The 23,629-nt window shown below is 39.3% G+C and carries 27 protein-coding genes; 24 read left to right on the top strand and 3 right to left on the bottom strand.

Annotation, left to right across the window (positions count from 1 at the left end):
• The first annotated feature begins 1 nt into the window (after window position 1).
• From KSZ58_RS02190 to KSZ58_RS02080, 24 genes are all read left to right on the top strand, one after another.
• Window positions 2-964: a hypothetical protein gene (locus KSZ58_RS02190; protein ID WP_142419933.1), complete on the top strand. Its 963-nt coding sequence runs from the start codon at window positions 2-4 to the stop codon at window positions 962-964.
• A 10-nt stretch (window positions 965-974) separates the two neighbouring features.
• Window positions 975-1,292: a hypothetical protein gene (locus KSZ58_RS02185; RefSeq protein ID WP_142419932.1), complete on the top strand. Its 318-nt coding sequence runs from the start codon at window positions 975-977 to the stop codon at window positions 1,290-1,292.
• The gene (locus KSZ58_RS02180; RefSeq protein WP_142419931.1) at window positions 1,264-1,635 is read left to right on the top strand and encodes a translation initiation factor 2; all 372 of its coding nucleotides are present in this window, start codon (window positions 1,264-1,266) and stop codon (window positions 1,633-1,635) included. Before KSZ58_RS02185 ends, KSZ58_RS02180 begins: the two co-directional genes overlap by 29 nt.
• On the top strand, window positions 1,628-1,987 hold the full coding sequence (locus KSZ58_RS02175; RefSeq protein WP_142419930.1) for a hypothetical protein: 360 nt from the start codon (window positions 1,628-1,630) through the stop codon (window positions 1,985-1,987). Before KSZ58_RS02180 ends, KSZ58_RS02175 begins: the two co-directional genes overlap by 8 nt.
• A 14-nt stretch (window positions 1,988-2,001) precedes the next feature.
• Window positions 2,002-2,382, top strand: coding sequence for an HK97 gp10 family phage protein (locus tag KSZ58_RS02170; RefSeq protein ID WP_217752597.1), 381 nt, complete (start codon window positions 2,002-2,004; stop codon window positions 2,380-2,382).
• A 13-nt stretch (window positions 2,383-2,395) separates the two neighbouring features.
• Entirely contained in the window at window positions 2,396-2,839 is a 444-nt protein-coding gene (locus KSZ58_RS02165; RefSeq protein WP_142419928.1) for a DUF6838 family protein, read from the top strand.
• 16 nt (window positions 2,840-2,855) lie between these two features.
• Window positions 2,856-3,920, top strand: coding sequence for a phage tail sheath C-terminal domain-containing protein (locus KSZ58_RS02160; protein WP_142419927.1), 1,065 nt, complete (start codon window positions 2,856-2,858; stop codon window positions 3,918-3,920).
• Window positions 3,921-3,933: 13 nt separating this feature from the next.
• Complete coding sequence (locus KSZ58_RS02155) at window positions 3,934-4,371, top strand: phage tail tube protein (RefSeq protein ID WP_142419926.1); 438 nt, start codon at window positions 3,934-3,936, stop codon at window positions 4,369-4,371.
• A 2-nt stretch (window positions 4,372-4,373) separates the two neighbouring features.
• Window positions 4,374-4,781: a hypothetical protein gene (locus KSZ58_RS02150; RefSeq protein ID WP_074748339.1), complete on the top strand. Its 408-nt coding sequence runs from the start codon at window positions 4,374-4,376 to the stop codon at window positions 4,779-4,781.
• A 163-nt stretch (window positions 4,782-4,944) separates the two neighbouring features.
• Entirely contained in the window at window positions 4,945-7,278 is a 2,334-nt protein-coding gene (locus tag KSZ58_RS02145) for a hypothetical protein (protein ID WP_142419925.1), read from the top strand.
• A gap of 17 nt (window positions 7,279-7,295) precedes the next feature.
• Entirely contained in the window at window positions 7,296-7,994 is a 699-nt protein-coding gene (locus KSZ58_RS02140; protein ID WP_142419924.1) for a LysM peptidoglycan-binding domain-containing protein, read from the top strand.
• Window positions 7,955-8,950 carry a hypothetical protein gene (locus KSZ58_RS02135; RefSeq protein ID WP_217752596.1) on the top strand — a complete coding sequence of 332 codons (996 nt, stop codon included), beginning with the start codon at window positions 7,955-7,957 and terminating at the stop codon, window positions 8,948-8,950. Before KSZ58_RS02140 ends, KSZ58_RS02135 begins: the two co-directional genes overlap by 40 nt.
• A gap of 2 nt (window positions 8,951-8,952) precedes the next feature.
• Entirely contained in the window at window positions 8,953-9,189 is a 237-nt protein-coding gene (locus KSZ58_RS02130) for a hypothetical protein (protein WP_142419922.1), read from the top strand.
• On the top strand, window positions 9,186-9,629 hold the full coding sequence (locus KSZ58_RS02125; RefSeq protein WP_142419921.1) for a DUF2634 domain-containing protein: 444 nt from the start codon (window positions 9,186-9,188) through the stop codon (window positions 9,627-9,629). Before KSZ58_RS02130 ends, KSZ58_RS02125 begins: the two co-directional genes overlap by 4 nt.
• A gap of 1 nt (window position 9,630) precedes the next feature.
• A complete protein-coding gene (locus KSZ58_RS02120; protein WP_142419920.1) occupies window positions 9,631-10,677 on the top strand; it encodes a baseplate J/gp47 family protein in 1,047 nt (348 codons plus the stop codon).
• Complete coding sequence (locus KSZ58_RS02115) at window positions 10,667-11,191, top strand: putative phage tail protein (protein ID WP_142419919.1); 525 nt, start codon at window positions 10,667-10,669, stop codon at window positions 11,189-11,191. Before KSZ58_RS02120 ends, KSZ58_RS02115 begins: the two co-directional genes overlap by 11 nt.
• Complete coding sequence (locus tag KSZ58_RS22460) at window positions 11,192-13,192, top strand: hypothetical protein (RefSeq protein WP_224727410.1); 2,001 nt, start codon at window positions 11,192-11,194, stop codon at window positions 13,190-13,192.
• Window positions 13,193-13,204: 12 nt separating this feature from the next.
• Window positions 13,205-13,549, top strand: coding sequence for a hypothetical protein (locus tag KSZ58_RS02105; RefSeq protein ID WP_142419918.1), 345 nt, complete (start codon window positions 13,205-13,207; stop codon window positions 13,547-13,549).
• 1 nt (window position 13,550) lies between these two features.
• Window positions 13,551-13,676: a hypothetical protein gene (locus KSZ58_RS23110; protein WP_257279179.1), complete on the top strand. Its 126-nt coding sequence runs from the start codon at window positions 13,551-13,553 to the stop codon at window positions 13,674-13,676.
• A gap of 332 nt (window positions 13,677-14,008) precedes the next feature.
• Window positions 14,009-14,857, top strand: a complete 849-nt coding sequence (locus KSZ58_RS02100; RefSeq protein WP_142419917.1) for an N-acetylmuramoyl-L-alanine amidase family protein — start codon at window positions 14,009-14,011, stop codon at window positions 14,855-14,857.
• Between the two features lie 265 nt (window positions 14,858-15,122).
• Window positions 15,123-16,688: a class I SAM-dependent DNA methyltransferase gene (locus KSZ58_RS02095; RefSeq protein ID WP_175627749.1), complete on the top strand. Its 1,566-nt coding sequence runs from the start codon at window positions 15,123-15,125 to the stop codon at window positions 16,686-16,688.
• Window position 16,689: 1 nt separating this feature from the next.
• Complete coding sequence (locus tag KSZ58_RS02090) at window positions 16,690-17,808, top strand: restriction endonuclease subunit S (RefSeq protein WP_175627748.1); 1,119 nt, start codon at window positions 16,690-16,692, stop codon at window positions 17,806-17,808.
• Window positions 17,808-19,274, top strand: a complete 1,467-nt coding sequence (locus KSZ58_RS02085; protein WP_175627747.1) for an FRG domain-containing protein — start codon at window positions 17,808-17,810, stop codon at window positions 19,272-19,274. Before KSZ58_RS02090 ends, KSZ58_RS02085 begins: the two co-directional genes overlap by 1 nt.
• Window positions 19,275-19,279: 5 nt before the next feature.
• On the top strand, window positions 19,280-22,375 hold the full coding sequence (locus KSZ58_RS02080; protein ID WP_175627746.1) for a type I restriction endonuclease subunit R: 3,096 nt from the start codon (window positions 19,280-19,282) through the stop codon (window positions 22,373-22,375).
• Between the two features lie 30 nt (window positions 22,376-22,405).
• Here the strand turns inward: KSZ58_RS02080 and KSZ58_RS02075 are convergent, their stop codons facing one another.
• The 3 genes from KSZ58_RS02075 to KSZ58_RS02065 form a co-directional block, all read right to left on the bottom strand.
• Entirely contained in the window at window positions 22,406-22,777 is a 372-nt protein-coding gene (locus KSZ58_RS02075; protein ID WP_175627745.1) for a TnpV protein, read from the bottom strand.
• A gap of 114 nt (window positions 22,778-22,891) precedes the next feature.
• Window positions 22,892-23,266, bottom strand: coding sequence for a helix-turn-helix transcriptional regulator (locus KSZ58_RS02070; RefSeq protein ID WP_217706350.1), 375 nt, complete (start codon window positions 23,264-23,266; stop codon window positions 22,892-22,894).
• A 53-nt stretch (window positions 23,267-23,319) separates the two neighbouring features.
• A complete protein-coding gene (locus KSZ58_RS02065; protein ID WP_238135784.1) occupies window positions 23,320-23,619 on the bottom strand; it encodes a hypothetical protein in 300 nt (99 codons plus the stop codon).
• Window positions 23,620-23,629 lie beyond the last annotated feature (10 nt).

Below are 23,629 nucleotides of genomic sequence, written 5' to 3'. Positions count from 1 at the left end.
AATGCCAACAAGAGCTGAAGTAGTAGCACAGTTACAGACATCTCTGGATGATGCAATGATCCAGGGTCTTACATCCGGTTGGATGGATATCAACAAAGATGATGTTAGATACGCAGCAGGAAAAGAGGTTAAAATCCCGGTAATTGGGATGTCAGGACTTGGCGATTATGACCGTACGAAACGGGACGCATATCCGGATGCTAATGTGTCGCTGGAATACCAGACAGTGACCATGACACAGGATAGAGGCACCCGCATCACCGTGGATGCTATGGATCGTGATGAAACACAGGGTTTATTGGATGTGTCAAAATTGATGTCAAAGTTCCAGCGGGAAAAAGTAATTCCGGAGGTGGATGCATACCGATACTCCACTATCGCACAGCATTGTGTAAAAAATGAGCGTGTTGCTTATGGTTATACACCAGATGCAAGTACCTTGCTAACACAGCTTTATCTGGATATCGCTAGAGTACAGGACATTGTTGGTGAGGACACTCCACTGGTGGTGACGATCTCCATGATGGTTGCTGCTATGTTTGACCTTTCCAAAGAACTTGGAAAAAGGTTGGAAACAACGCAATTTACGACTGGTAATGTTAATTTAAAAGTTAAAGCTCTGGATGGTCAGATTCCAATGATTAGAGTAGGATCTGGGCGGATGAAAACTGAATATGAGTTTTTTGACGGACGCACTCCATCGGATGGTGCTGAAAGTAATCCATCACCAGATCAGACGATGGGAGGCTTTAAACCGACAGCGGCTGCTAAGGATATCAACTGGCTAATCACTCCGGTAACCGCTCCTATTGCAATCACACGACAGGATAAAGTACGTATCTTTGATCCAGAAACAAATCAGACCGCAAATGCATGGGCTACTGATTACCGTAGATACCATGATCTATGGCTGAAAAATTCTTCCTTGCCTGCTATTTTTGCGAATATCAGACAGGCTAAGTAGAGGTGTTAATATGAGAAAATATCAGAAAATGGGATGTGTACGCTATGCAGCAAATGATGCAAAGGCAGCGGAGCTGGAGCGTATGGGATATGCAGAGTGTAATCGTGAAGAAGAAAAAGTTATTATTGAGTCTGTACAGGTCAAGCCTGGGACGGACACTGAAGCAGTAACTGAAACATTAACTGAAGCAGTATCTGCTGCTTGCAAAAGTAAGAGCGGATCAAAAAGAAGTCTGGGAAAAAAAGGAAAAGCTGATCCTGAAACTAATTTGGAAGCTCCAGCACCAGGTGGTGATGATGATGGATCAGATCCAACAGATAACAAATGAGGTCAAGGATAATCTTGACCTTTCTTCTACTGATTCCGAGAAAATCGTCTTCAGGTACGTAAAACGTGCGTTAAGCCAAGTAAAAGTGTTTTGTAATCGTACTGATATCCCGATAGAGCTGGAGGATACCATTGCTCAGATCGTGGAGGATATGCTGAGAGCGGACGGTGTTGTTAAACTGGATAATGATATCGCATCAGTATCTCGTGGTAACACCAGCATAAGCTACACCAACAAGCAAGAAGCATACATGAGAACAGTCGATTTTATGAAAGACTATCAGAATATTTTGATCCACTACAGAAAAATGAAGGTGCCGCAGCGGAGGAAAAGCAATGAATGAAATTGATATCCTTGCAGCTACTTATGATCATACCTGTAAGGTGTATCGTGCGCAGATGGTAGACTTGCCGAATGGTGAAACGACTTATCAGGATGGCATAAATGGACAGCTGGTATACGAAAATCTCCCTTGTGCTCTATCCAGCCCCTCAGGCGGTAAGCTCTCGTATAAACAGCCGGAATACCGGATAAGCACAGATTATCTGTTATTCACCCGTCCGGACATAGAAATCATGGAAAATGACTATCTGGTGATCAATCAGTACGGACATGAGGTGATCGCCAGAGCTGGACAGACAGACTATTACCTATCGCACAACGAGGTACATGTTACTTTAGGTAAGACTATATGAGTGGATGCGTATATATGTTCGAGGGATTGGACGAATGGGAAAAAGAGCTTATGGATGTGATTCAGACAGATTTTCCAAAAGAATTTGAGCGTCTGGTGATTGATGTTGCTTCAGAGCTGCATGAACAGGTCACAGGAAGGACACCAGTGGATACTTCCAACTTACAGACAAACTGGAAGATCGGTAAGATCGTAAAAAAAGGTCGTGACTATTACATCCAGGTTTTTAACAATACCGATTATGCTGAACACGTTGAGTTCGGGCACAGGAAGAAAAACAGCGAGGAAATGGTTCCGGGGGCGCACATGATGGAGATATCGCTTGCTGTCCTGGATGCACGGCTTCCGCTGTACCTTCAGGATTGGTTAAGTGTTTTTCTGGATGAACATTTCTAGGAAGGAGAATGCAATGAGCGAATATGAAAAGATAAAAAATGCGTTGATCCCGGTGATCAAAAGGGTATTACCTGATCATAAAGTGTTTGCGGACGATATCAAAACACTTAATGATGCTATTACAAATCAGCATATCAGTGATTATGTGCATATATCACTTGCTCCGATTACGAATACCAAAGAAGGAAAACTGATCAATCGTAATTATCAGGTAGGTATCATGATACATAACTTTGATGAGACACTTGCGGGTTACCATGATATCGGTGAGAGGTTGGATAAAGCATTTTATCCTGTGCTTCACTTTGATGATCGCTTTATCAGCGTAGGAGATACAACCGCAGCTATAGTGGACTGGAGGCTTCACTATAAATTTAATCTGCAATATACAGATACGTACGAACATGAAGATGAAGAAACACCGTATCTTGATGATTTTGATTTAAATATGAATTGAAGAAAGGAAGGTATCTATGGGATTACCTAGTATAAATATTGAATTTATTGGTAAGGCAAGCAATGCTATTACCAGATCTGCTAGGGGTATCGTAGCGTGCATCATTAAGGATGACACAGAGGGTATCCCGGCAGTACAGACATACAGTACCTTAAACGATGTGGATTTCACGAAAATGTCAGAGGCTAACTACGAATTTATGAAACTTATCTTTGCGGCTAGCCCATATCGTGTGATTGTAGCAGCACAGGCACCAGATGCTGCCGATTATACCGGAGTGCTGAAGACATTAAAGGATTTAAAATGGAATTACCTTACAGTGCCAGGCATTACAAAGGAAGAAACAACATCCATCGTTGCCTGGATCAAAGAGCAGCGGGACAGCAAGCGCAAGACATTTAAAGCGGTACTGCCTGAAGTAGTGGCTGATCACGAGGGTATCATTAACTGTACGATCAGCAATGTTACTACATCCATATTGGATAAGACGATCAGCTGTGCTGCTTATTGTGCACGTATCACTGGTATCATGGTAGCTGTGCCATTATCACGCAGTACGACCTATTATGATCTGCCGGATATCATATCTGCTGATGTGCCAGAGGATCCAGATGCTGCTATAGACGCTGGTCAGCTCATTGCTGTCTTCGACGGTGAGAAGTACAAAATCGGGCGCGGTGTAAACAGCCTTACAACGATCCCTGAGGGGAAAAGTGAGGAATTTAAAAAAATCAAAATCATAGAGGGTAAGGATCTGATTTGTGATGATATAACAACTACGCTGGAAAATAACTATATCGGTAGAGTACGTAACAGCTATGACAAAAAACAGGAAGTGATTGCGGCAATTAACAATTACTTTCGAACGATTGAAGGTGAGATCCTGGATGAAACATATGATAACCTATGCCAGATCGACATAGAGGCACAGAAAAAATATCTCAATGATCACAGTGTAGATACAAGTACGATGAATGATGTACAGATTGCTGAAGCAAACACAGGAAGCAGTCTTTTTGTATGCTCAAACATTAAACTTGTAGATGCAATGGAAGACTTCATAATGGTCAATTACGTATAGGAGGAGTTAAGATATGGCAAAATTTAGAGGATACAGAGTTCTTAGCGGATCGTATGCTGAGGTCTGGATTGGCGGTGATCTCATTGCTGAAGCAAAGAAAATCGAGCTTAAAATCAGCTATGAGAGAGAAGATATTCAGGTCGGCATTGACATGGATTCAAAGTTTAAGAATCAAAAAGGTGAATGGACATTAGAGTTGAATAAGGTGTATTCACGCTTTGAGGATTACCGCCAGAAAATTAACGCAGGTAAGGATGAGCGTCTGCAAATCATCACAAAGCTTAAAGATCCTGATGCAACCGGAGGACAGACAGAGCGTTACAGCGTCGATAACTGCTGGTTAAACGAATTACCAGCTGTTAGCTATGAGGTAGGCGCTCCAGTAACACAGGAAATCAGTGGAGGCTTTACGCCATCGGATATGATCAATTTGGATAAGGTAGGTGCATAAAAGTGGGAGCAACAAGTGAAAAAAAGAATCTGTTACAGGAATTTACTGCAAAAGCATCACAACGCCTGCGTGATAAAAAGCTAGGCAAGACAAAAAAGCTTCATGTGCCGTCTATGGATGTTGACATTATCATAAGAGATTTAAAAACGCATGAGATCACTGAGGTGCTGGATGTTGAGGACACCATGGAATCAACAAGATACTGTGCTTATATCGGCATCCTTGAGCCGAATATGCAGCAGCTTGCAAAAGAGCTGAAAGCTAGTGGTGATATCTATAAGCCTGTTGATGCCGTGGATATCTTTGAAATGCATGAGGTGAATGAAATTGCTGAAGAAATACTGAAACTATCTGGCGTAACAGCTGAGAAAGGTGCAAAGGTCAAGGCTGTTGAAGATTTAAAAAACTGATAGCCCAGGACGGTGATATGCAGCTATTGCATTATTACGTCCAACTGGGCTGGAAGATAGATGACTTTTTAAGAGAGCCATTGATCAATCAGTTATTTTACAGAGCCAGTATGATGATGAGATCTGAAGAAATACAGGAAGCAATGGGAGGGAGTGACTGATCATGCCGAAAAATAAGGGGGTCAAGGGTGAAATCGGAATCAAGGATAAGGTCACTCCTACCTTAAAAAACATTGTTAAAGAGCAGCAAAACTTCCGGCGGGATGTAAAAAAAACACATACAGTTATGAAAGAATTGTATGAGAAATCCTGGAAAATGAAGATTGATGATAATGCAGTCTACAAGAAACTATCATCACTTAAACGGAAAATGAGTGAATTTAAACAGGGTTTAACTGTACGTTTTAAGATATTGGATAGTGCCAGTAAAACAGCCGATAAGATAAAAAATAAGCTGGGTCTGCTAAAAAAGACGATCGTCAGCCCTATGATCAAGCTTAAGGATGCAACAACGACAAAAATCGTAAAGGTAAAAAAGCAGATCAAGGATGTAGGTCGGCTTATCGCAATGCCTGTGATCATAGTTAAAGACAAGACAACAAGCATAATCAATGGTATCAAAAGTAAGTTTGTTTTGCTCAAAAGCAAGGTGCCAAAGCCTATTATTACAGCCGTTGATAAGACAGCATCGGTACTTGGCAGCATAGGATCTAAGCTTAAAGCGATTGCAAAAAAGCTTGTAATTCCTGTGACGGTAGCTGCAACTGTAACTACAGCGGCGCTCGGTGCCTCGATTAAAAGCGGGATGCAGCTTGAGCAGCAACAGATATCCATTAAGCACTTTATCGGAGCCACCAATAAAGACATGGATCAAACCGCTGTTGATAAGGCAGCGGCAGAATTTACGCAGCAGCTGCGCAATAACGCAAATGCGACACCATTTGAGACTGGTGAGGTCATACAGGCAGGTTCCAGAGCAATCTCATTAACTCAGGGCAACCGAAAAGAGGCTATGAGCCTTGTAAAATTAGCTGAAGACATGGCAGCAGCTTCTGGTGGTACTGCAAGTGTCCAGGATGCCATTGAGGCATTAGGTGATGCGAAAATGGGTGAAATGGAGCGCTTGAAAAGCTTTGGATTTAAAGTGTCGGCTGACGAATTTGAGCAAAAAGGATTTAAGGGCGTATCCAAGGATCTGGAAAATTTCTTTGGTGGAGCAAGTGCGAAGCTTGCGACCTCTGGCGGCGGTCTGGTATCTACGATTACCGGAAAACTTAAGTCTAGCGTTGCAGACTTTGGGCTTAAGATCGTTGATCAATTAAAACCTGTGCTTACAGATATGATTGGATTGATTGATAAAGCGATGCCATACATTGATAAATTAGGCTCTGCGTTTGGTAACAGCTTAAGTAAGGGCATTAAGACAGTATCTGCTGCAATGCCGACAATCATTGCCACGTTTAAATCATTATCCCCTATCTTTGCTGCTCTTGGTGATGGTATCAAAGCAATGATGCCCTCCATCATGTCATTTGCTCAAACGGTGATCACAACGATTCAAAACGTTGCTATAGCAGCAACGCCAGTGATACAGCAAATCGTGGCAGCCATTGCACAGGTTATGCCAGTTTTAGCGCCTATCTTTTCGACCATCGTGACGCAGATCGGTAATATCGTTACCGCTGTATTGCCTGCACTCAGCATTGCAATCGAGGGCATAAAAAACGTTATTATGACACTGGCACCCTTTGTGCAGACAGCCTTTGAGACTGTCGGTGCAATCATCACCAACGTGATTGACGGCATTACAGGTATCATCCAGGGTGGTCTGGATCTGATCAGTGCTGTATGGTCTGGAGACTGGCAGGGTGTCGTTGATTCATTTGGTACAATATTTTCTGGAATTGGAGAGATATGCAAGGCTCCGTTAAATGCTGTTATCGGGATCATTAACTGGGCTATAGATGGTATCAATTCAATCCAGGTTGATATTCCGGATTGGGTGCCATTCGCCGGAGGTTCGCATTTTGGGCTAGATCTGGAGCATATACAACCACTTGCTAAGGGTGGTGTAGTTGATAAGGCAACGCCAGCGATTTTCGGTGAGGCAGGTAGAGAGGCTGTCGTCCCGTTAGAGCATAACACAGGATGGATGGATCCAGTGATAAACAGGATCACCAAAAATGTGCAGGGTGCTAGCGGAGTGACACAAGTTTTACAGTCAGATGCATCTGTGCCATATCTAAAGTCTATGCTGCAAGGCATAAACCTACTGGTCAGCAAGTTAAGCCGCAGTGAGCCGATGCCTGTTGTTTCCGGTAATGGGGCTGTTGTTCCATCTGGTAACGGTTCAGGAAAATCTTCGGAGAATGGTAAAACAATAACTATTCAAATCCCAAAACTTGCTGATAAAATCGTTGTTAAAGAAGAGGGAGACATTGATGAAATCGGTGATAAAGTAGTAAAGAAAATCCTGGAAGCAATAGAAAATGTATAAAAAGAGGAGGAAGAAACATGAGAGTATATCAGCTGATATCTACAGCAAACAGCAAGGAGCAAATAAAGTTACCTGTGAATCCGTCACAGTTTGAGCTTGATGATCCGCAACTTAATCAGAAAATCACTCTGCTGAATGTTGGAGAAGCAAATCAGCTGGGAGGTGTGGGACTGATTACAGGTTCCCTCTCCAGCTTCTTCCCTTCTTCCTCTTCACCATTTTATAAACGAGCTGATAGATCTCCTGCTGAATATCTAAAACTGATAGAAAAATGGAAGGACAGTAGTCAGCCCGTTAGACTTATAGTCAGTGATACAGGTATCAATATCGCAATGACGATCGACAACATCCATACCATAAGGTATGAGGGTGATAAGGATATCTATTATACGATTGATCTGACTGAGTATAAGTCTCTTAACGTGCCTACTGTTAAAATCAAAACGTCTGTAAAAAAGACGATAACCACTGCAAGACCAGCCGCAAAAAGTCCGAAGCAAAAAGTTAAGCAGCAAAAGAAGGTTACACATACGATCAAGGGCGGTGATACCCTCTGGTCGATCGCAGTAAAGTATTATGGTAATGGATCTAAGTATCCTAAAATATATAATGCGAACAAGGATGCTATCGAAAAGGCGGCAAAGAAACACGGCTTTGCATCATCCGATAAAGGTCATTGGATCTGGGCTGGCACAAAGTTGGTGATTCCAAAATGAGGTTGCTTGCTAAGGATAAAGACATCATCAATCTGGTGCAGGATCTTTCGTGGTCAGGTGACACAAAAGCTGTCGCTAGGTCATTGCAATTCACGTATTATCAAAATCCTCATGATGAAAAACTGGCTAAAATAATACTGGAGCCGGGTAATGAAGTTATACTCCAGGACGATAAAAATAAAAATCTGTTTGGTGGTGTTGTTTGGACGGTAGAGCGAGCAGCTGCATCCGGTATGATATCTGTAACAGCTTATGATCTGATGTTTTATATCAACAAGAGTGAGATCAGCCGGATATTCAATAATACAGCAGAGCAGATCACACGGACGATCTGTAATGATCTAGGTATCACACCGGGGAGCATTGCAGCAACCAATACAAAGGTGTATTTTCCGTGTATTGCTAAAACAGGATATGATGCGATAATGATGGCATATACAGCTGCTGCCAAAAAGACAAAAGAGGTTTATATGCCGATGGCTCAATCCATTAACAAGTTAGCAGTTATTAAAAAGGGTGAGCTTTGTGGTGTTGTGGTAGATGGTAGTTACAATCTACAGGATGCGACCTACAGAGTAAGCGCTGAAAATGTAGTAAATCAAGTGCTGATTACAGATAAAGACGGTAATAAAAAGCGCATTATTGAGGATCGTACATCCCGAAATAAATACGGTACGGTGCAGAAAGTATACAAAGAAGAGGATGGAAAATCGTCTGAAGCTGAAGCAAAGGCATTGATGCAGGGTATCGAAGAATCAGGAAACGTAACTGTTACAGGAGATTGTAGAGCGATTTCCGGATATAGCATCATAGTACAAGAGAAATCCACAGGACTATATGGCAAATTTTATATAGAGAGTGATAGCCACTCATTTAGTAATGGTAAACACACTATGACATTAACACTTGCTTTTAAAAACTTGATGGACACGAGAGAGATTGAGACTGGAGGTTGAGTATGAATAAGTGGGCTTATGAAATGGCAGTTTTACTGAAGAACAAAAACAGTACAGATCAGCAGATCCTACTGGCTACAGTGACAAGTACAGATCCGGTCACACTCCAGTTATATGATCTCACGGTCAATCAGCATATTTACAGCAATCCAGACCTTAAGCTTAAGTATGGTGATCATGTCATCGTATTGTTAGATAACATTAGCTTTTATATCTTGCAAAAGGTGGTGGCTGTATGAGTATCTTCCCTTTTTTCTCGGAAATCAATGAACAGGAAGACATGGAGGAAGAACTTCCTGTATTCCGGGAATATGCATATGACTTTGAAAATAATTGTTTGAAGACTGATACCGATGGTAAAACGATCATCGTTGAAGAAAACGAAGCGTTAAAGATATGGATATATAAAACACTCATGACTGCGCGGTATCGCTATGTAACATACACGGACGATTATGGATCAGAGCTTGATGATCTGGCTGGTATCGGTCTATCGTATGACATCATAACCTTAGAGATTCAGCGAATGATCATGGAGGCGTTGATATACTCACCTTATATAACCGCCATTAAGGACTTCAATTTTGAAAAGCTGTCGACAGGAATAAAGGTGAAGTTTACTGTATCCAGCATCTACGACGATTTGGAAATTGAACAGATTATGGAAGGGGCTAGTTGAATTGGAAAGTTTTGAATATGAAGATATAAAAACTCGAATTATGGAAAGCTTGATGAATCCTACCAGTAAACTGGAGGGTTCATTTTCGATGGATAATGTACAAGCAGTTTCACAAGAGATCGCCATGATGTATGCAATGGAAGTTGCCACTATTCCGGATAAGGTTTTACTAGATACAGCTTATGATGAATTTCTGGATAGAGCTGCCTTGGACTTTGGAGAAGCAAGACTACCAGCTACACAAGCTCAGGGGACAGTCTTATTTACAGGGAGTCCAGGAACGGTTATCCCTATTAGAACAATTATAAAATCTGACTTATTGACCTTTGCGACACTTGAAAAGGTAGTAATAAACGATACCTCAACAGCTGAAGTAAAAGCGATTTGTAATACTCCGGGAACAGTCGGAAATGTAACTGCTGGAGATATAAGTGCTGTTGACCTTGATGGTGTCAAGGTAACCAATATAAAGCCCTTTGCTGGAGGCGTAGACATTGAGACGGATGAGGCTTTTCGCAGTCGCATTTTTGACAGGATCAGAAATCCATCCACATCCGGAAATGTGAACGACTATGTGAAATGGGCGAAAGAGGTACCGGGTATAGGAAATGCGGTGTGTATCCCATGTGCAAATGGTAATGGCACTGTAAAGGTCGTTTTGCTTTCTCTTGAAGGAAGAGCGCCGGATGAAATCATTATACAGAACGCTATAGCACATATCGCTGAAATGAAGCCTATTGCAGCAGCTGTCAGTGTCGTAGCTGCTAAGGCTAAGGCTCTAAGCATAAGTGGTAATATACACTTATCTAACGGATTTGAAATAAACAATGTTACTGATCAGTTTAAGTCTGCATTTCAGCAGTATCTTGCTACAAAGCAATTCGGATCCAGTAGATCATTGGCATATTTTAAAGTCAGTGATCTCTTGTATGATATACCGGGTGTCCTAGATGTTGATTCATATACTCTCAACGGTGGTACTTCTTCCATCACAGCAGATAGTGATGAGTATTTTGAGATAGCTGAGGTGAGCTTTCATGCGGTTTGATACAAAATATCTCCCACTATGGCTCCAGAATATGCAGCAAATGGATGAGCTACTGACTGCTGAATCTAAGGAGCTGGATAGGCTGCATAATGCCCTGGAGGAATATATCAGAGAGCTATCTTTAAGCACAGCAAATGATTTACTTGCAAGGTATGAAAAAATGTTTGATCTAACAGGTGATGGTCTAACACAGGAAGAGAGAAGAAAGAACTTGATTGCGAAACTCAATGCACGATATACAGCATCGAGACAAAGTATATATAACGAGCTGACAGCTATGACGGGGCTTCCTGTTGAAATAGAGGAGCATCCGGAGCAGTATCTGTTCCTTGTCAATATAGTGCAGAGCAATTTATCTGATGCCTTTGTAGCAGCGATAAGGAGCTATCTGGATATGATCAAGCCAGCTCATATCGCTTATGATCTAACGCTTGTTAGATACGAGCAATCGAGCATAAACGCAAGATATGCGGTATTGCATTCGTCTATATTATATTTTAAGGAGGTGGTTTAAATGGCTTTTAGAGGCATGGTAATAACATATGACGGACAATCATTGCTGACGCAGACACAGATCAGCAAGCAGTTTGCGGTAAAATGTATACGTATCGGTGATGGTAAATACAGTGCAGATCATCACGATATCCATAGCATGGTAAATCCTCTATATGATGTCGTGCCAGAGATACAGCATAAAGATAATCAGCTTCTGATTGAGGCTGATATAACAAGCAATGATCACTCTGGTTATTATTTACGTGAGATAGGGATAATAGCAACAGATGCGAGTGGAAAAGAGGTGTTGTATGCATATGATAATGCTGGGAATGATGCTGAATATATCAGCCCAGTAGATAGCGGTATAGCCTATGAAAAGCGTTTAAGATTTGCGTTATCTATCACTGATGACATTACGATCAACATACAGATCAACGGCAGTGTTTACGCTTTGCAAAGAGATCTTGTGCAACACGTTAATGATCAAACTAATCCGCATAACGTTACGGTTGAGCAACTTGGGTTGGATAATGTTGACAATACAGCAGATAAGGATAAACCCATATCGGATGCAACCCAAAAGGCATTGGATGGCAAGGAGCCAGTATTCAGTAAAAATGCAGCATTTAATAAAGCTTTTGGCAATACTGCGGGTACTGTGTGCCAGGGTAATGATAATCGTTTGAGTGATGCGAGAAAAAATCCGGCAGCTTTAACATTTACCGGAGGTGTAACAGGCTCATATGATGGCAGCATAGCAAAGAGTGTATATATCCCGACTTCTCTACCTGCGAGCGATGTTTATGACTGGGCTAAGCAGCCGAATAAACCATCCTACATAAAATCAGAGGTAGGACTAAGTAATGTTGATAATACCTCAGACAAGGATAAACCCATATCAGATGCGACTAAAAAGGCGTTGGATGGTAAGGAGCCAGTCTTCAGCAAAAATTCAGCTTTTAATAAAGCTTTTGGCAATACTGCGGGTACTGTGTGTCAGGGCAATGATAGCCGCCTAAGTGATGAGAGGACACCAAAACTTCATAATCATAGTAGAAGTGATATAACCGATTTTCCTACATCCCTACCTGCGAGTGATGTATATGATTGGGCTAAAGCAGTTGTTAAACCCATATATGAATATGGAGAGATTACAGGAAATCCACCGTTCAGTAATCCCAATCTATTAGATAATGGTGATTTTCAGGTATGGCAACGTGGAAATAGTTTCGATATCACAGAGCGTAGGAAGTATACAGCAGATAGATGGGTCGCTTATATGAATCCGGAGGAAGGATATGTGCCATACACTGTAGTAAATAGTAGCAGAAGGCTGAAAATCGTATCAGCCACAGGGGGAAGTAGATTTCTGGTATATCAGCACAAAGAGTTGAATAATTCTATTATTCGGAAAATCTTAGGAAAAAAATTGACATTAAGTGTGAAAATGATATCAGGAAATGCGCAGGAAATAACAACATCAGCAACAGTTTTGTATAATTCAAGTGATAAAACATCTGTATTATTAGCACGAAAAGCACATATGATTTCAGCGAATGAATACAAGATCATGAGTATGACTTTCGATATAGCGGGAGATATAGACTTTGATGATGTTAAATCTTTACAAATAATAATCGCCTCAGCAGGTATATCATCTGATGTATATATAGATTATGCAAAATTAGAGCTTGGGGAGATCGCGACACCAGATGTTCCAAGAACTTATGCAGAAGAACGAATGATATGTAAAAGATTTGGAAGATATATATGTGTTGATTTCACAATGAATGCTGCATCAAATTCGTTTAGCAATATGATGTCAATACCAGTTGACATGCGAATAGCTCCAACATTGACATTAAGCGCAGAGGGGTCATTAACAACAAATATAACGAGTGAGAGGATCACATATACAAGTTATATAGATCGTATACTTTTCAGTTTCACTGCTTCTGTATCGGGGATGATAAGAGTGTACGGCCGCAAATATTGGGCTGACGCAGAAATCTATTAAGGAGGTATCAACATGACAAAAGTATATGTTAAGACAGATACTAACACTGTAATCACAGAGATTAACAGTGATGTATTTCTTTCTGATGTAGATGGATATACATTGATTGATGAAGGTAATGGTGATAAGTACGCACATGCACAAGGAAACTATCTTGAAAGTGGACTGATTGATGAACGAGGAAGATACAATTATAAACTGCGGGATGGAAATGTTACTGAGCTTACAGAAGCGGAAAAGGATATTCTATTTCCCGATGATACAAAAAAACCAAATACAGAAGAACGTATTTCTGTGATGGAAGATGCAGTTCAGGAACTAATCTTGATGCAGTTAGGAGTGGGAGGAGGTGAATGAAATGGCTGAATTTTTAGCATACAGAGTTTTGGATGGCAAGCTGGAGTTTCACAAAGTTCCGGTAAGCTTGAAGGACGAAGTAAGATCTATTCTTACAGATCTGGGTTACGCTGAGCTTACCGAATAAGAGGAAGAGGGCAACCTCTTTTTATTTTGCAAGGAAAGGAGAAGAAAATGAAGATTCCACAGTTATTACTTAATCTGATTTTCGTTGCTATCATTTATAGTGTCATTCAGACGCTGCTGGTACAAAAAATTAAGGAGCTGCCATTTATTAAAAAAGGGCTTAAGACATGGGTGGTAAATTTTGTTTTATCATTCGCAATAGGCATATGCTTCTGTATGTTTTTCTTTTCGCTATCCATATATTGTGCTTTATGGGTCGCATTGTTCAGTTTCATAGGTGCAAGTGCAATCTATGAGGGTATTATCAAAATAAAAAAATAGGAGGATGAAAAAATGAAGATTACAAAAATGTTAGCACCAGTAATTTATAGTGGGGCAAGAAGCGGTATCAAGAGAATGATGAACGGCGGTGTTACGATCCACAACACGGATAACTTTAAGGCAGGAGCTGGAGCTAAGAACCACGGAACGTATCTGCAGAACAGTGGATCCACGCTGCAGGCTTCCTGGCATTATGCTGTGGATGATAAAATGATCACGCAGTCTATTCCAGACAATGAAGTAGCATGGCACGCTGGCGACGGATGTGGAAACGGAAATATGACCACCATTGCAATCGAGATCTGTGTCAATCCGGATAGTAATTTGGAGAAAGCCACCGATAACGCTGCATGGCTGGCTGCGAAGCTGCTGAAAGCACAGGGGCTTGATCATCAGAGCCTGTACCAGCATCACGACTGGAGCGGCAAAAACTGTCCAAGCCAGATTCGTGCCAACAAGCCTTACAGCTGGGCGAAATTCGTCAGCAAGGTAAAAGGGTATCTACAGCAGAATAACGCTTCTAGCAAGCCGAAACCAGACCAGATACTGAATAAAGGTGATAAGTTTATCTTCCCGGATGTCTATCAGGTATCTAAGGTGTCAGCATCCCGTGATGCAGTGATCTGCTATGCCTTGACTGGCACACCAGTGGCCGAGTACCATTGGCTGGATGCAGCTGTATGTGATGAGGTCACGAAGAGCGGAAAGAAATCCGGCGATCAGGTACTACAGCCTGGTGAGTACGTTAAAATCAAAGGTACATTTACTGTCCTAGATAATGACCCAGAAACTGATTCTGTATATGCTAAGGTCGGCCGCAGAAAGATGTGGATCTACGCAAAGCCACTTCGGGAAGTATAGAAAATAAGGAAGGGATTCCCCTTCCTTAATATATATGAGAATATGAGGATTTACGCAGGATTTAAAGTACATTTAAATTTCATATTTTGATATATAGATTTTTTATTTTATTTGCAACACTTTTTTATTTTTCGCGCAACACTACAAGAATACCTAATGGAAAATGAATCAATATTAAAAATTATTAGGTCGGCAAAAGAAAGCCCAAACGAAAAGCAAATCTGGGCAAAAGTATCTCAGATTATTTAATGGTGGAGGAATAAAAATGGCTGAATTAAGAAAAGAAGATTTGTGGGTAATGGCGGATAAACTCCGCAATAATATGGATTCTGCAGAGTATAAGCACGTATGTCTTGGTCTTATATTCTTGAAATATATTTCTGATAGTTTTGAAAGAGCTTATCAAGAAATTTTTCAGGATGAATATGCTGATCCGGAAGATAGAGATGAATACCTTGCAAAAAATGTGTTTTGGGTGCCGCAGGAAGCACGTTGGGAAACAATTAAAAACAGTGCTAAAGATCCGACAATTGGTCAGGTTATCGATAATGCCATGTATGTGATTGAAAAGGAAAACTCTTCCCTTCGTGGTGTGCTTCCTAAAGATTTTGCAAGAGCATCTTTAGATAAACGTTCTTTGGGTGAATTGGTTGATTTGTTATCTGAACTTGAGATTGGAAACGACAAGAACAAAGACACTTTAGGATCTGTATATGAATATTTTCTTGGAAAGTTTGCACGTGCTGAGGGAAAACTGGGTGGAGAGTTCTACACTCCACGCAGTGTAGTTGAGTTGATTGTAGCTATGATTGAGCCTCATGATGGTCGAGTTTATGACCCTTGCTGCGGTTCTGGCGGTATGTTTGTGCAGAGTGAACGCTTTGTAGAAGACAGAGAGGGACGAATTGACGGTCAATTAGCTATTTATGGGCAGGAATCCAATTATAATACATGGAAACTTTGCAAAATGAACCTTGCTATCCGTGGAATCGAAGCAAACCTTGGTCAGCAAAATGCGGATTCCTTTCATAACGATCAGCACAAGAGTTTAAAGGCAGATTATATTATGGCAAATCCTCCTTTTAATATTAGTGACTGGGGCGGCGAGCGTTTAATAGATGATCCAAGATGGAGTAAATACGGTATTCCGCCTACGGGTAATGCCAACTATGCTTGGATTTTGCACATGCTGTATCACTTAGCGCCAAGCGGAACAGCGGGTTTTGTATTGGCGAATGGTTCTCTTTCATCTTCTACAATCAGTGAATACAACATTCGTAAAAACTTGATTGAAGATGACAAAATCGATTGTATTGTTACTTTGCCGGGTGGACTGTTCTCAACAACATCAATTCCTGTTTGCCTGTGGTTTATGGCTCGCAATAAGCTGAAAAACGGACACCGTGATCGACATGGGGAAATTCTGTTTATCGATGCCAGAAATATGGAAACTGAACCTTATGAGGACAGTCGTACACAGAGACAGCTGACTGCACAAACTATTGATGAAATCACTTCCGCATACCATTCTTTCCGCAACCATGAAAAGAAAGCAACAAAGGCGGATGGTACAGAAATTGAATATGCCGATAAACAGGGATTTTGGAAGATAGCAACATTGGAAGAAATTCGTGAAAAAGATTATAATTTGACACCGGCGAGTTATGTAGGTGTTGTTCCTATAGAAGAAGACACGGAACCTTTCGATGAAAAAATGAAAAGATTGACAAAGAAATTATATAATGTAATAGATGAATCTCAAAAGCTTGATGAAGAAATTAAGCATCAATTAAATGAAATGGGATGGAACCAAGATTTCAAGGAGGAATAAGATGCTTTTAGGTGATTTAATTATTAATCATGACAATAAACGTATCCCATTATCAGCTAAGCAAAGGGAAAATATTGAAAAAAATTATCCATATTATGGTGCACAGGGTATTATTGATTATGTCGATGACTATCTTTTTGAAGGTAAATATTTGTTGATAGCTGAAGATGGGGAAAATTTAAGGTCTCGCAAACAACCAATTGCAACCATTGTAGAAGGAAAGTTTTGGGTTAATAATCATGCGCATATAGTTACATCAAATGAATTATCAAATCTTGAATTTTTGTGTTTTTGGTTAAATTCAAATGATATATCAGAATATATAACTGGTTCGGCTCAACCAAAGTTGAATCAAAACAATATGAACTTGATTGCGTTGCCTGATTTTTCTAGAGAGGAGCAGGATAGAATTGCAGAAAAGCTATGCGTGTATGAAAAGAAAATTAAAAATAATTTAGTTAACATAGCGCTATTGCTGAATGTAGCAAACGAAATATATAAAGAAACATTTATACAAAAGTCCAAATTAGCAGATGGGCAATATGCAGAATCAACTGTATTTGAGAACATTATAGAACTTAAGGAAAAAAACAAAGAAGAAAAAGATTACCCTGTACTTTCGGTCGTAAAAGAAGGCGAATTTAAAGCATCCGAAGATGTATTTACAAAACAAGTTTATAGTAAGAGCACTAAAAACTATAAAATTGTTCGCCGCAATCAAGTAGCATATAATCCGGCAAGAGCAAATATCGGTTCTATTGCCATGCTCAAGGAGTATGATGTTGGACTTGTTAGCCCGATTTATACTGTTTTTGAGATGAAGGATACGATTACTCCTACTTTCTTTTATTACTATATGAAGCAACCGATATTTCAGGAAATGATCAAACACCATGCCATTGGCACAACAAGGCAGAACTTCCCTTTCGAAGCGTTTAAAATGTTTCCTATGGTTGTACCGCCGATGGAACTTCAATTGAAATTTGAAGAAATCGCAAAACCTATTGAGCAGAAAATCGCAAAGCTCAAAGAAGAAAATGAAGTGTTGGCAGAGATTAGAGATACCCTACTCCCCAAATTGATGAGTGGAGAACTGCCAGTGGAAGTGGGTGAGAAATAATGTATGAAAACTGTATTGGTGTAATAGGTTCTGTACAAGATTTTATTTGGGAAATTAAACTTTTAAATATGGGTACAGATACAGAACATCAATTATTTTATCGTGGACAAAATGACACATCTTTCGGTTTAGCACCGAGCATTTTTAGGGATGGACGGTTAGATTATGAAAGCAAGATTTTTTCTGAAATTCTTGTGAATTGTCCAGAGGAATTTGTTTCGCATAAAACTCCTTTTGAAAAGCTGACAAAAATGCAGCATTATGAATTACCTACTCGTTTGTTGGATATTACATCAAATCCATTAGTAGCATTATATTTTGCATGCCAACCTCGAAGCATACAGGTGAAATTAAAGGATATTATTGAGCAGGATGAAGAATGGTATAGAGAAAATACAGATCTAGAAGAGCTGAAAAATCGCTTGGAGGAGTGCAGTAAGCTTGAAGATGCTGATGGGGAAGTATTTGTATGGATCGATACTCCACTATCGCCTGATGATCCAAAAGTAAATGTATTATCAGAATTAGCTAGAAGCTGCAAGAAAGGCTCACAGCTTGATTCTTTTACAAATGAAATTAATCGCTTCACAATTGAAAATCTCACTGAAGAAGAAGTAAAATCTATTTTACAAGATTTTAGTTATGTTACCGTGGTGGCCAGTCTGGATAATAACAGAATAAAGAGGCAATCAGGAGCATTTATTCTTTTTGGTATGGTATACAATAACTTTGAAAGCGACCTGTATTCTAATAAGAATGTTCCATTCCATATTAAGCAAAAGAATATTGAATTAACGATAAATGCAAGAAATGTTTTGCTGGAAAAACTTAAATTCCAAATAGCAGAGGAAAATGATGAAGATATTGATGAAGGAATGAAGGAATATATTAATAAACAGAATAAATTGCTTACCGATAAAGCATATTCTTATGTCATTCCAAAAGAAAGAAAAAAGTACATTCTGGCAGAACTTGACAAACTTGGGGTTAGCCAGAAAACTCTGTTTCCAGAGATTGATCACCAAGCAAAATATATAATTAATTCTCTTGATAAAAAATCCGTTATTGCTAAAGAGTATGATGTGTTAAAATCAGAGATCGAGGAAATAAAAGAAAATAAAGAAAAGAATGCTGAAGAGCAAATTAGCAATCTTGAACAGAAAAAAGAACTTGATAAAACAATACGACCTAGCGTTACTAAGTATGATACCGTTATCGAAAAAGTTTGTATTTCTCTCGGCTTTAACAAATCAAAAACTAAACAAGTACAGAAGGATTTTGCTAACGCATCAGAACTTTTTTCTGCGCCAGATTGGTATATTTTTGATTCTCAAAAAGCTACATACAGATTATTTGTTAAGAAGTATTTTATCAATAATGGTGTTTCAGCTAATGAAGCAGAAAAAGCTGCTACTCAAATAGTAGAAAAACTATCAGAATTAAAATATGATAAAAATGCGAGGTGAATAAAATGTCCAAATTTATAGAAAATGATCTTGAACAAGCAGCAATGGAGTGGCTTCAAGATTTAGGCTATCAAACACAATATGGACCAGATATTTCGCCGGGAGGAAGCTTTTCAGAGAGAGAAAGTTTTGGAGATGTTGTTCTGTACGAAAGGTTATATAGTGCATTAAAACGTATTAACAAACAATATTCTAATGATACGATTTCAGAACTGGTTAAAAAGATTACTCGTCAGCAGAGCTTATCTATTGTCCAAAATAATGTTGCGTTTCAGAAATTATTAACCGATGGTATTGATGTAGAGGTTAAGCAGAAGGACGGAAGCATAAAAACCGAAAAAGCTTATATTTTTGATGCCAAAGATATTGAAAATAATGAGTTCTTGGCAATCAATCAATACACTGTAATTGAAAACGGAAAAGAACGCAGACCTGATATTGTTGCGTTCTTAAATGGTATTCCTGTTGTTGTAATAGAACTGAAAAATGCGACAAACGAAGAAGTAGATATTGTTGATGGGTTTAATCAGCTTCAGACTTATAAAAGAGATATTCCGTCCTTGTTTTATTACAATGCCTTTATGATCACAAGTGATGGTATCAATGCAAAAGTTGGTACAATTACTTCTGATCTGGATCGCTTTATGTTCTGGAGAACAATTGACGGAGAAAAAGAATCGGGACTTTCTTTTCCGCAATTGCAAGTTATGCTGTATGGAATGATGAATAAAAAGAGATTTTTGGACATTGTTTCAAAGTATAGCTTCTTTGTTCATGAAGAAGATAAGTCTTTCAAAATTTTGCCTGGTTATCATCAATTTTTTGCTGTAAATAAAGCGTTGTATACCACTCACTTGGCAGCCTCTGAAAATGGAAGCAGAAAAGCGGGTGTAATTTGGCATACACAGGGTAGCGGAAAAAGTTATTCTATGCTCATGTATACTCGTCAATTGGTTTTAGAACTGAGTAACCCGACCATTGTTGTTATTACTGACAGAAATGACTTGGATGATCAACTATTTACTACTTTTGCAAAAAGTGCCGATTATTTGCGTCAAACGCCCAAACAGGCAGACACAAGAAAGAAATTACGAGAACTATTGAGCGTTCAAGCTGGCGGCATTGTATTTACGACTATCCAAAAGTTTTCGCCAGATGAGAGTGACCAATCGATGGAAGCACTGACTACCAGACGAAATGTGGTTGTTATAGCAGATGAAGCACATCGCAGTCAGTACGGGTTAGAAGCAAAAGAAAAAGATGGAAAAGTTTCTTTTGGCTTTGCGAAACATATGCGAGATGCATTGCCGAATGCTTCTTTTATCGGATTTACTGGAACTCCTGTTGAGTTGAGCGATAAGAACACCCCTGCTCTGTTTGGTGACTATATTGATATTTACGATTTGACTCAAGCGGTTAAAGATAAAACTACTGTTCCGATTTATTATGAAAGCAGAATTGCAAAGTTAGATCTTCCGCAGGAATTAAAGCCAAAGATTGATGATGAGTATGACAGCATTGTTGAGGGACAGGAGGAAACTTACGCCGAAAGCCAAAAGCGCAAATGGGCAAGGTTAGAAGCCATTGTTGGAACAGATAGTCGTATTGATGTAGTGGTGAAAGATTTTATTGCTCATTACGTCCTTAGACAACAAGCGATTAATGGAAAAGTTATGTTTGTAGCTATATCCAGAAAGATTGCAGTAAAACTTTACTCAAAGATTATAGAATACCGCCCGGAATGGCATAGTGACGACATTGATAAAGGTACAATTAAGGTTATTATGACTTCTGCAGCATCTGATCCGCCTGAATTTCAGCCGCATTCAACTACTGCATCTCAGAAAAAGCTACTTGCAAAGAGAATGAAAGATGTTGAAGATGAATTAAAAATTGTTATTGTTTGCGATATGTGGTTGACGGGGTTTGATGTCCCTTGCCTTCACACAATGTATGTCGATAAACCGATGAGTGGTCATAATCTTATGCAAGCCATAGCACGAGTTAATCGTGTGTTTAAAGACAAGCCCGGCGGCTTAATTGTAGACTATATTGGCATTGCAGATAATTTAAGAAGTGCATTAGCACAATATACACCGTCTGACCGAAAAACAACAGGTATTGATCCACAAGTAGCAATAGATCTCATGCTTGAGAAGTATGAGCAAATTCAAGGAATATTGCATGGATTGGATTACTCTTCTTACATAAGCGGCTCGGCAAGTGAACGAATGGCGTGTATTGTTTCTGGTGTGGATTTTGTTTTGGGTAAACCGGAAGATGAGAAAAAAGAATTTCTTAACTTGGTTGCAGAAATTGGTAAGGCATACGCATTATGTTCGACCTCTGAGCAAGCTCAGGCAATCAATGTAGAGATTAGTTATTTTAAAGCCATCAAATCAGGTATTATAAAAATACTACCAAGAGACAAACAGAAGAAAACGAAAGATCAAATAGAATATGAAATTGGTCAATTGGTTTCCAAATCAGTTATTTCTGAAGAAGTCGTTGACATATTTGCTTCCGTTGGATTGAATAAACCGGATATTTCAATTTTATCTGATGAATTTCTTGAAGAAGTAAAAGGACTGCCACAAAAAAATTTAGCTCTGGAACTTTTACGACGTTTGCTTGACGGCAAGATTAAGGCGATAGCTAAAAAGAATATTGTACAAGCAAAGAAATTTTCTGAAATGCTTGAAGCCTCAGTAATTCAATATGAAAAACGTTCTTTAGAGACGGTAGAGGTTATAAAGGCTCTGGTTGATATGGCAAAAGATATGAATGAGCTTCATAAAAGAGGCGAAAAGCTGGGATTATCAGACGATGAACTGGCATTTTATGATGCAATTTCGTCCAATGAATCTGCCAGAGATTTCTATGAAAATGATGTCCTAAAACAAATTGCTAAAGAACTAACAATCAGCATTAAAAATAATATTAAAGTTGATTGGGATGTGCGAGAAAGTGTTAGGGCACAGATGAGAATTACTGTAAAAAGGTTGCTCAGAAAATATAAATATCCACCGGATAAACAGGCAACGGCGGTGGATTTGATAATAGAGCAAGCTGAAAAAATGTGTGAAAATGAAATTTATTAAAAATAGTCCGCTCCATTGAGCGGACTATTTTTAATAAATCAACTTAGAATTTACAATTTCTCTTGCTCTGTAGCAAACATTGTTCATTTGCGCAACCCATTCCGTCTGATCTTTTGCCTTAAGTTCTTCTGTTATGCCTTCGCTTTTTGCAAGTTGCTTTACGATTTGAAGAAACATATTTTCAGCCTGATTTTCAATATCGACAAGATAGTCGTTTAGTTTCCCGCTTGTCAACAGGTTCATATAAATAATTTTATGGTGTTGTTTCAAATATCTTACGTGTCGATGCCCCCATACTCCGATCGGCTGACCTTGTTGTTCTGGCAAACGGAGATTTGGTATCAGGTAATCCCCAACTTGCGTATAAGTACCGCCCATTTGTTCAAATAATGACTTTTCCATAGTATTTTCCTCCTGTGTTTTAGTGTACTTTTATTTTACAGAAAGATGGGTAATGAAACCAATGTGCCGATAAAAAATACAGCGTACCTGCTATATCACAGATACGCTGTATTTTCATATGTTTATTTCGGGATATGTATTTACCAATTGCTGATACATTTTTCTTGACGGCTGTCGTGAACCGCCCTCCCATTTAGAATAGATGCTCAAACTAATACCTGCTTTTTCAGCAAAAGTTGCTTGATTTAATCTGTGTGCTTTTCTGACTTCACGAAGTCTATCACTGTAAGGATAATCCATAAATTGAGCAAACTCATCGAAGAGCAGATTTCTATCAATTTCAAGGACTTCAGCCATAGCAACGGCTGTTTGATATGGTATCGGGAATCGTTCACGCTCATACATTAACACTGTTGCGGGTACAACTCCTATACTTTCGGCTAACTGCCGTGTGGTTAGACCCTTTCGCTGCCGGTAGTATTTTAGCATTGCCGCAGGAGTTTGTTCTGTAGGAAAACCTTCAAAACAAAAGTTTAAATGTATTAATATCTTTCCGTGCTTGTATTCATATAAGTCTGTGTGATTGAGAATAGTGTCGTATTATCAATCAGATTTCCCAGGATCGTTGTCAATTCAAAAAGATTCAGAAAATCCAGCGTATTTTTAAAACCACACGTTAAATCAATATTTAGTGATTTTATTTTTTCTACTTTTGAATTTATCAGATAATTCAAATACATATTTGATGTTGAAAGAACATCTATAATTTCCATCTTACCTATAATATCCTGCAAACATTTTAATGCCAGCTCATCATCAACCTTAATCGTTGATTCTAGCATAATGAAATGA

The sequence above is a fragment of the Erysipelatoclostridium sp. DFI.2.3 genome (genome assembly GCF_019132535.1).
Lineage (GTDB): Bacteria > Bacillota_I > Bacilli_A > Erysipelotrichales > Erysipelotrichaceae > Clostridium_AQ > Clostridium_AQ innocuum.
The sequence above is the reverse complement of the archived record's forward strand: the minus strand, read 5'-3'. Positions and strand labels throughout refer to the sequence as shown.

What these genes read in the sequence shown, in the direction of transcription:
- KSZ58_RS02145 (WP_142419925.1), top strand. Translation starts at nt 4,945, where the DNA reads ATGCCGAAAAATAAGGGGGTCAAGGGTGAAATCGGAATCAAGGATAAG.
- KSZ58_RS22460 (WP_224727410.1), top strand. Translation starts at nt 11,192, where the DNA reads ATGGCTTTTAGAGGCATGGTAATAACATATGACGGACAATCATTGCTG.
- KSZ58_RS02175 (WP_142419930.1), top strand. Translation starts at nt 1,628, where the DNA reads ATGAATGAAATTGATATCCTTGCAGCTACTTATGATCATACCTGTAAG.
- KSZ58_RS02065 (WP_238135784.1), bottom strand. Translation starts at nt 23,619, where the DNA reads ATGCTAGAATCAACGATTAAGGTTGATGATGAGCTGGCATTAAAATGT.
- KSZ58_RS02080 (WP_175627746.1), top strand. Translation starts at nt 19,280, where the DNA reads ATGTCCAAATTTATAGAAAATGATCTTGAACAAGCAGCAATGGAGTGG.
- KSZ58_RS02075 (WP_175627745.1), bottom strand. Translation starts at nt 22,777, where the DNA reads ATGGAAAAGTCATTATTTGAACAAATGGGCGGTACTTATACGCAAGTT.
- KSZ58_RS02170 (WP_217752597.1), top strand. Translation starts at nt 2,002, where the DNA reads ATGTTCGAGGGATTGGACGAATGGGAAAAAGAGCTTATGGATGTGATT.
- KSZ58_RS02190 (WP_142419933.1), top strand. Translation starts at nt 2, where the DNA reads ATGCCAACAAGAGCTGAAGTAGTAGCACAGTTACAGACATCTCTGGAT.
- KSZ58_RS02125 (WP_142419921.1), top strand. Translation starts at nt 9,186, where the DNA reads ATGAGTATCTTCCCTTTTTTCTCGGAAATCAATGAACAGGAAGACATG.
- KSZ58_RS02155 (WP_142419926.1), top strand. Translation starts at nt 3,934, where the DNA reads ATGGCAAAATTTAGAGGATACAGAGTTCTTAGCGGATCGTATGCTGAG.
- KSZ58_RS23110 (WP_257279179.1), top strand. Translation starts at nt 13,551, where the DNA reads ATGGCTGAATTTTTAGCATACAGAGTTTTGGATGGCAAGCTGGAGTTT.
- KSZ58_RS02070 (WP_217706350.1), bottom strand. Translation starts at nt 23,266, where the DNA reads ATGCTAAAATACTACCGGCAGCGAAAGGGTCTAACCACACGGCAGTTA.
- KSZ58_RS02160 (WP_142419927.1), top strand. Translation starts at nt 2,856, where the DNA reads ATGGGATTACCTAGTATAAATATTGAATTTATTGGTAAGGCAAGCAAT.
- KSZ58_RS02090 (WP_175627748.1), top strand. Translation starts at nt 16,690, where the DNA reads ATGCTTTTAGGTGATTTAATTATTAATCATGACAATAAACGTATCCCA.
- KSZ58_RS02165 (WP_142419928.1), top strand. Translation starts at nt 2,396, where the DNA reads ATGAGCGAATATGAAAAGATAAAAAATGCGTTGATCCCGGTGATCAAA.
- KSZ58_RS02105 (WP_142419918.1), top strand. Translation starts at nt 13,205, where the DNA reads ATGACAAAAGTATATGTTAAGACAGATACTAACACTGTAATCACAGAG.
- KSZ58_RS02130 (WP_142419922.1), top strand. Translation starts at nt 8,953, where the DNA reads ATGAATAAGTGGGCTTATGAAATGGCAGTTTTACTGAAGAACAAAAAC.
- KSZ58_RS02185 (WP_142419932.1), top strand. Translation starts at nt 975, where the DNA reads ATGAGAAAATATCAGAAAATGGGATGTGTACGCTATGCAGCAAATGAT.
- KSZ58_RS02095 (WP_175627749.1), top strand. Translation starts at nt 15,123, where the DNA reads ATGGCTGAATTAAGAAAAGAAGATTTGTGGGTAATGGCGGATAAACTC.
- KSZ58_RS02100 (WP_142419917.1), top strand. Translation starts at nt 14,009, where the DNA reads ATGAAGATTACAAAAATGTTAGCACCAGTAATTTATAGTGGGGCAAGA.
- KSZ58_RS02085 (WP_175627747.1), top strand. Translation starts at nt 17,808, where the DNA reads ATGTATGAAAACTGTATTGGTGTAATAGGTTCTGTACAAGATTTTATT.
- KSZ58_RS02115 (WP_142419919.1), top strand. Translation starts at nt 10,667, where the DNA reads ATGCGGTTTGATACAAAATATCTCCCACTATGGCTCCAGAATATGCAG.
- KSZ58_RS02140 (WP_142419924.1), top strand. Translation starts at nt 7,296, where the DNA reads ATGAGAGTATATCAGCTGATATCTACAGCAAACAGCAAGGAGCAAATA.
- KSZ58_RS02180 (WP_142419931.1), top strand. Translation starts at nt 1,264, where the DNA reads ATGGATCAGATCCAACAGATAACAAATGAGGTCAAGGATAATCTTGAC.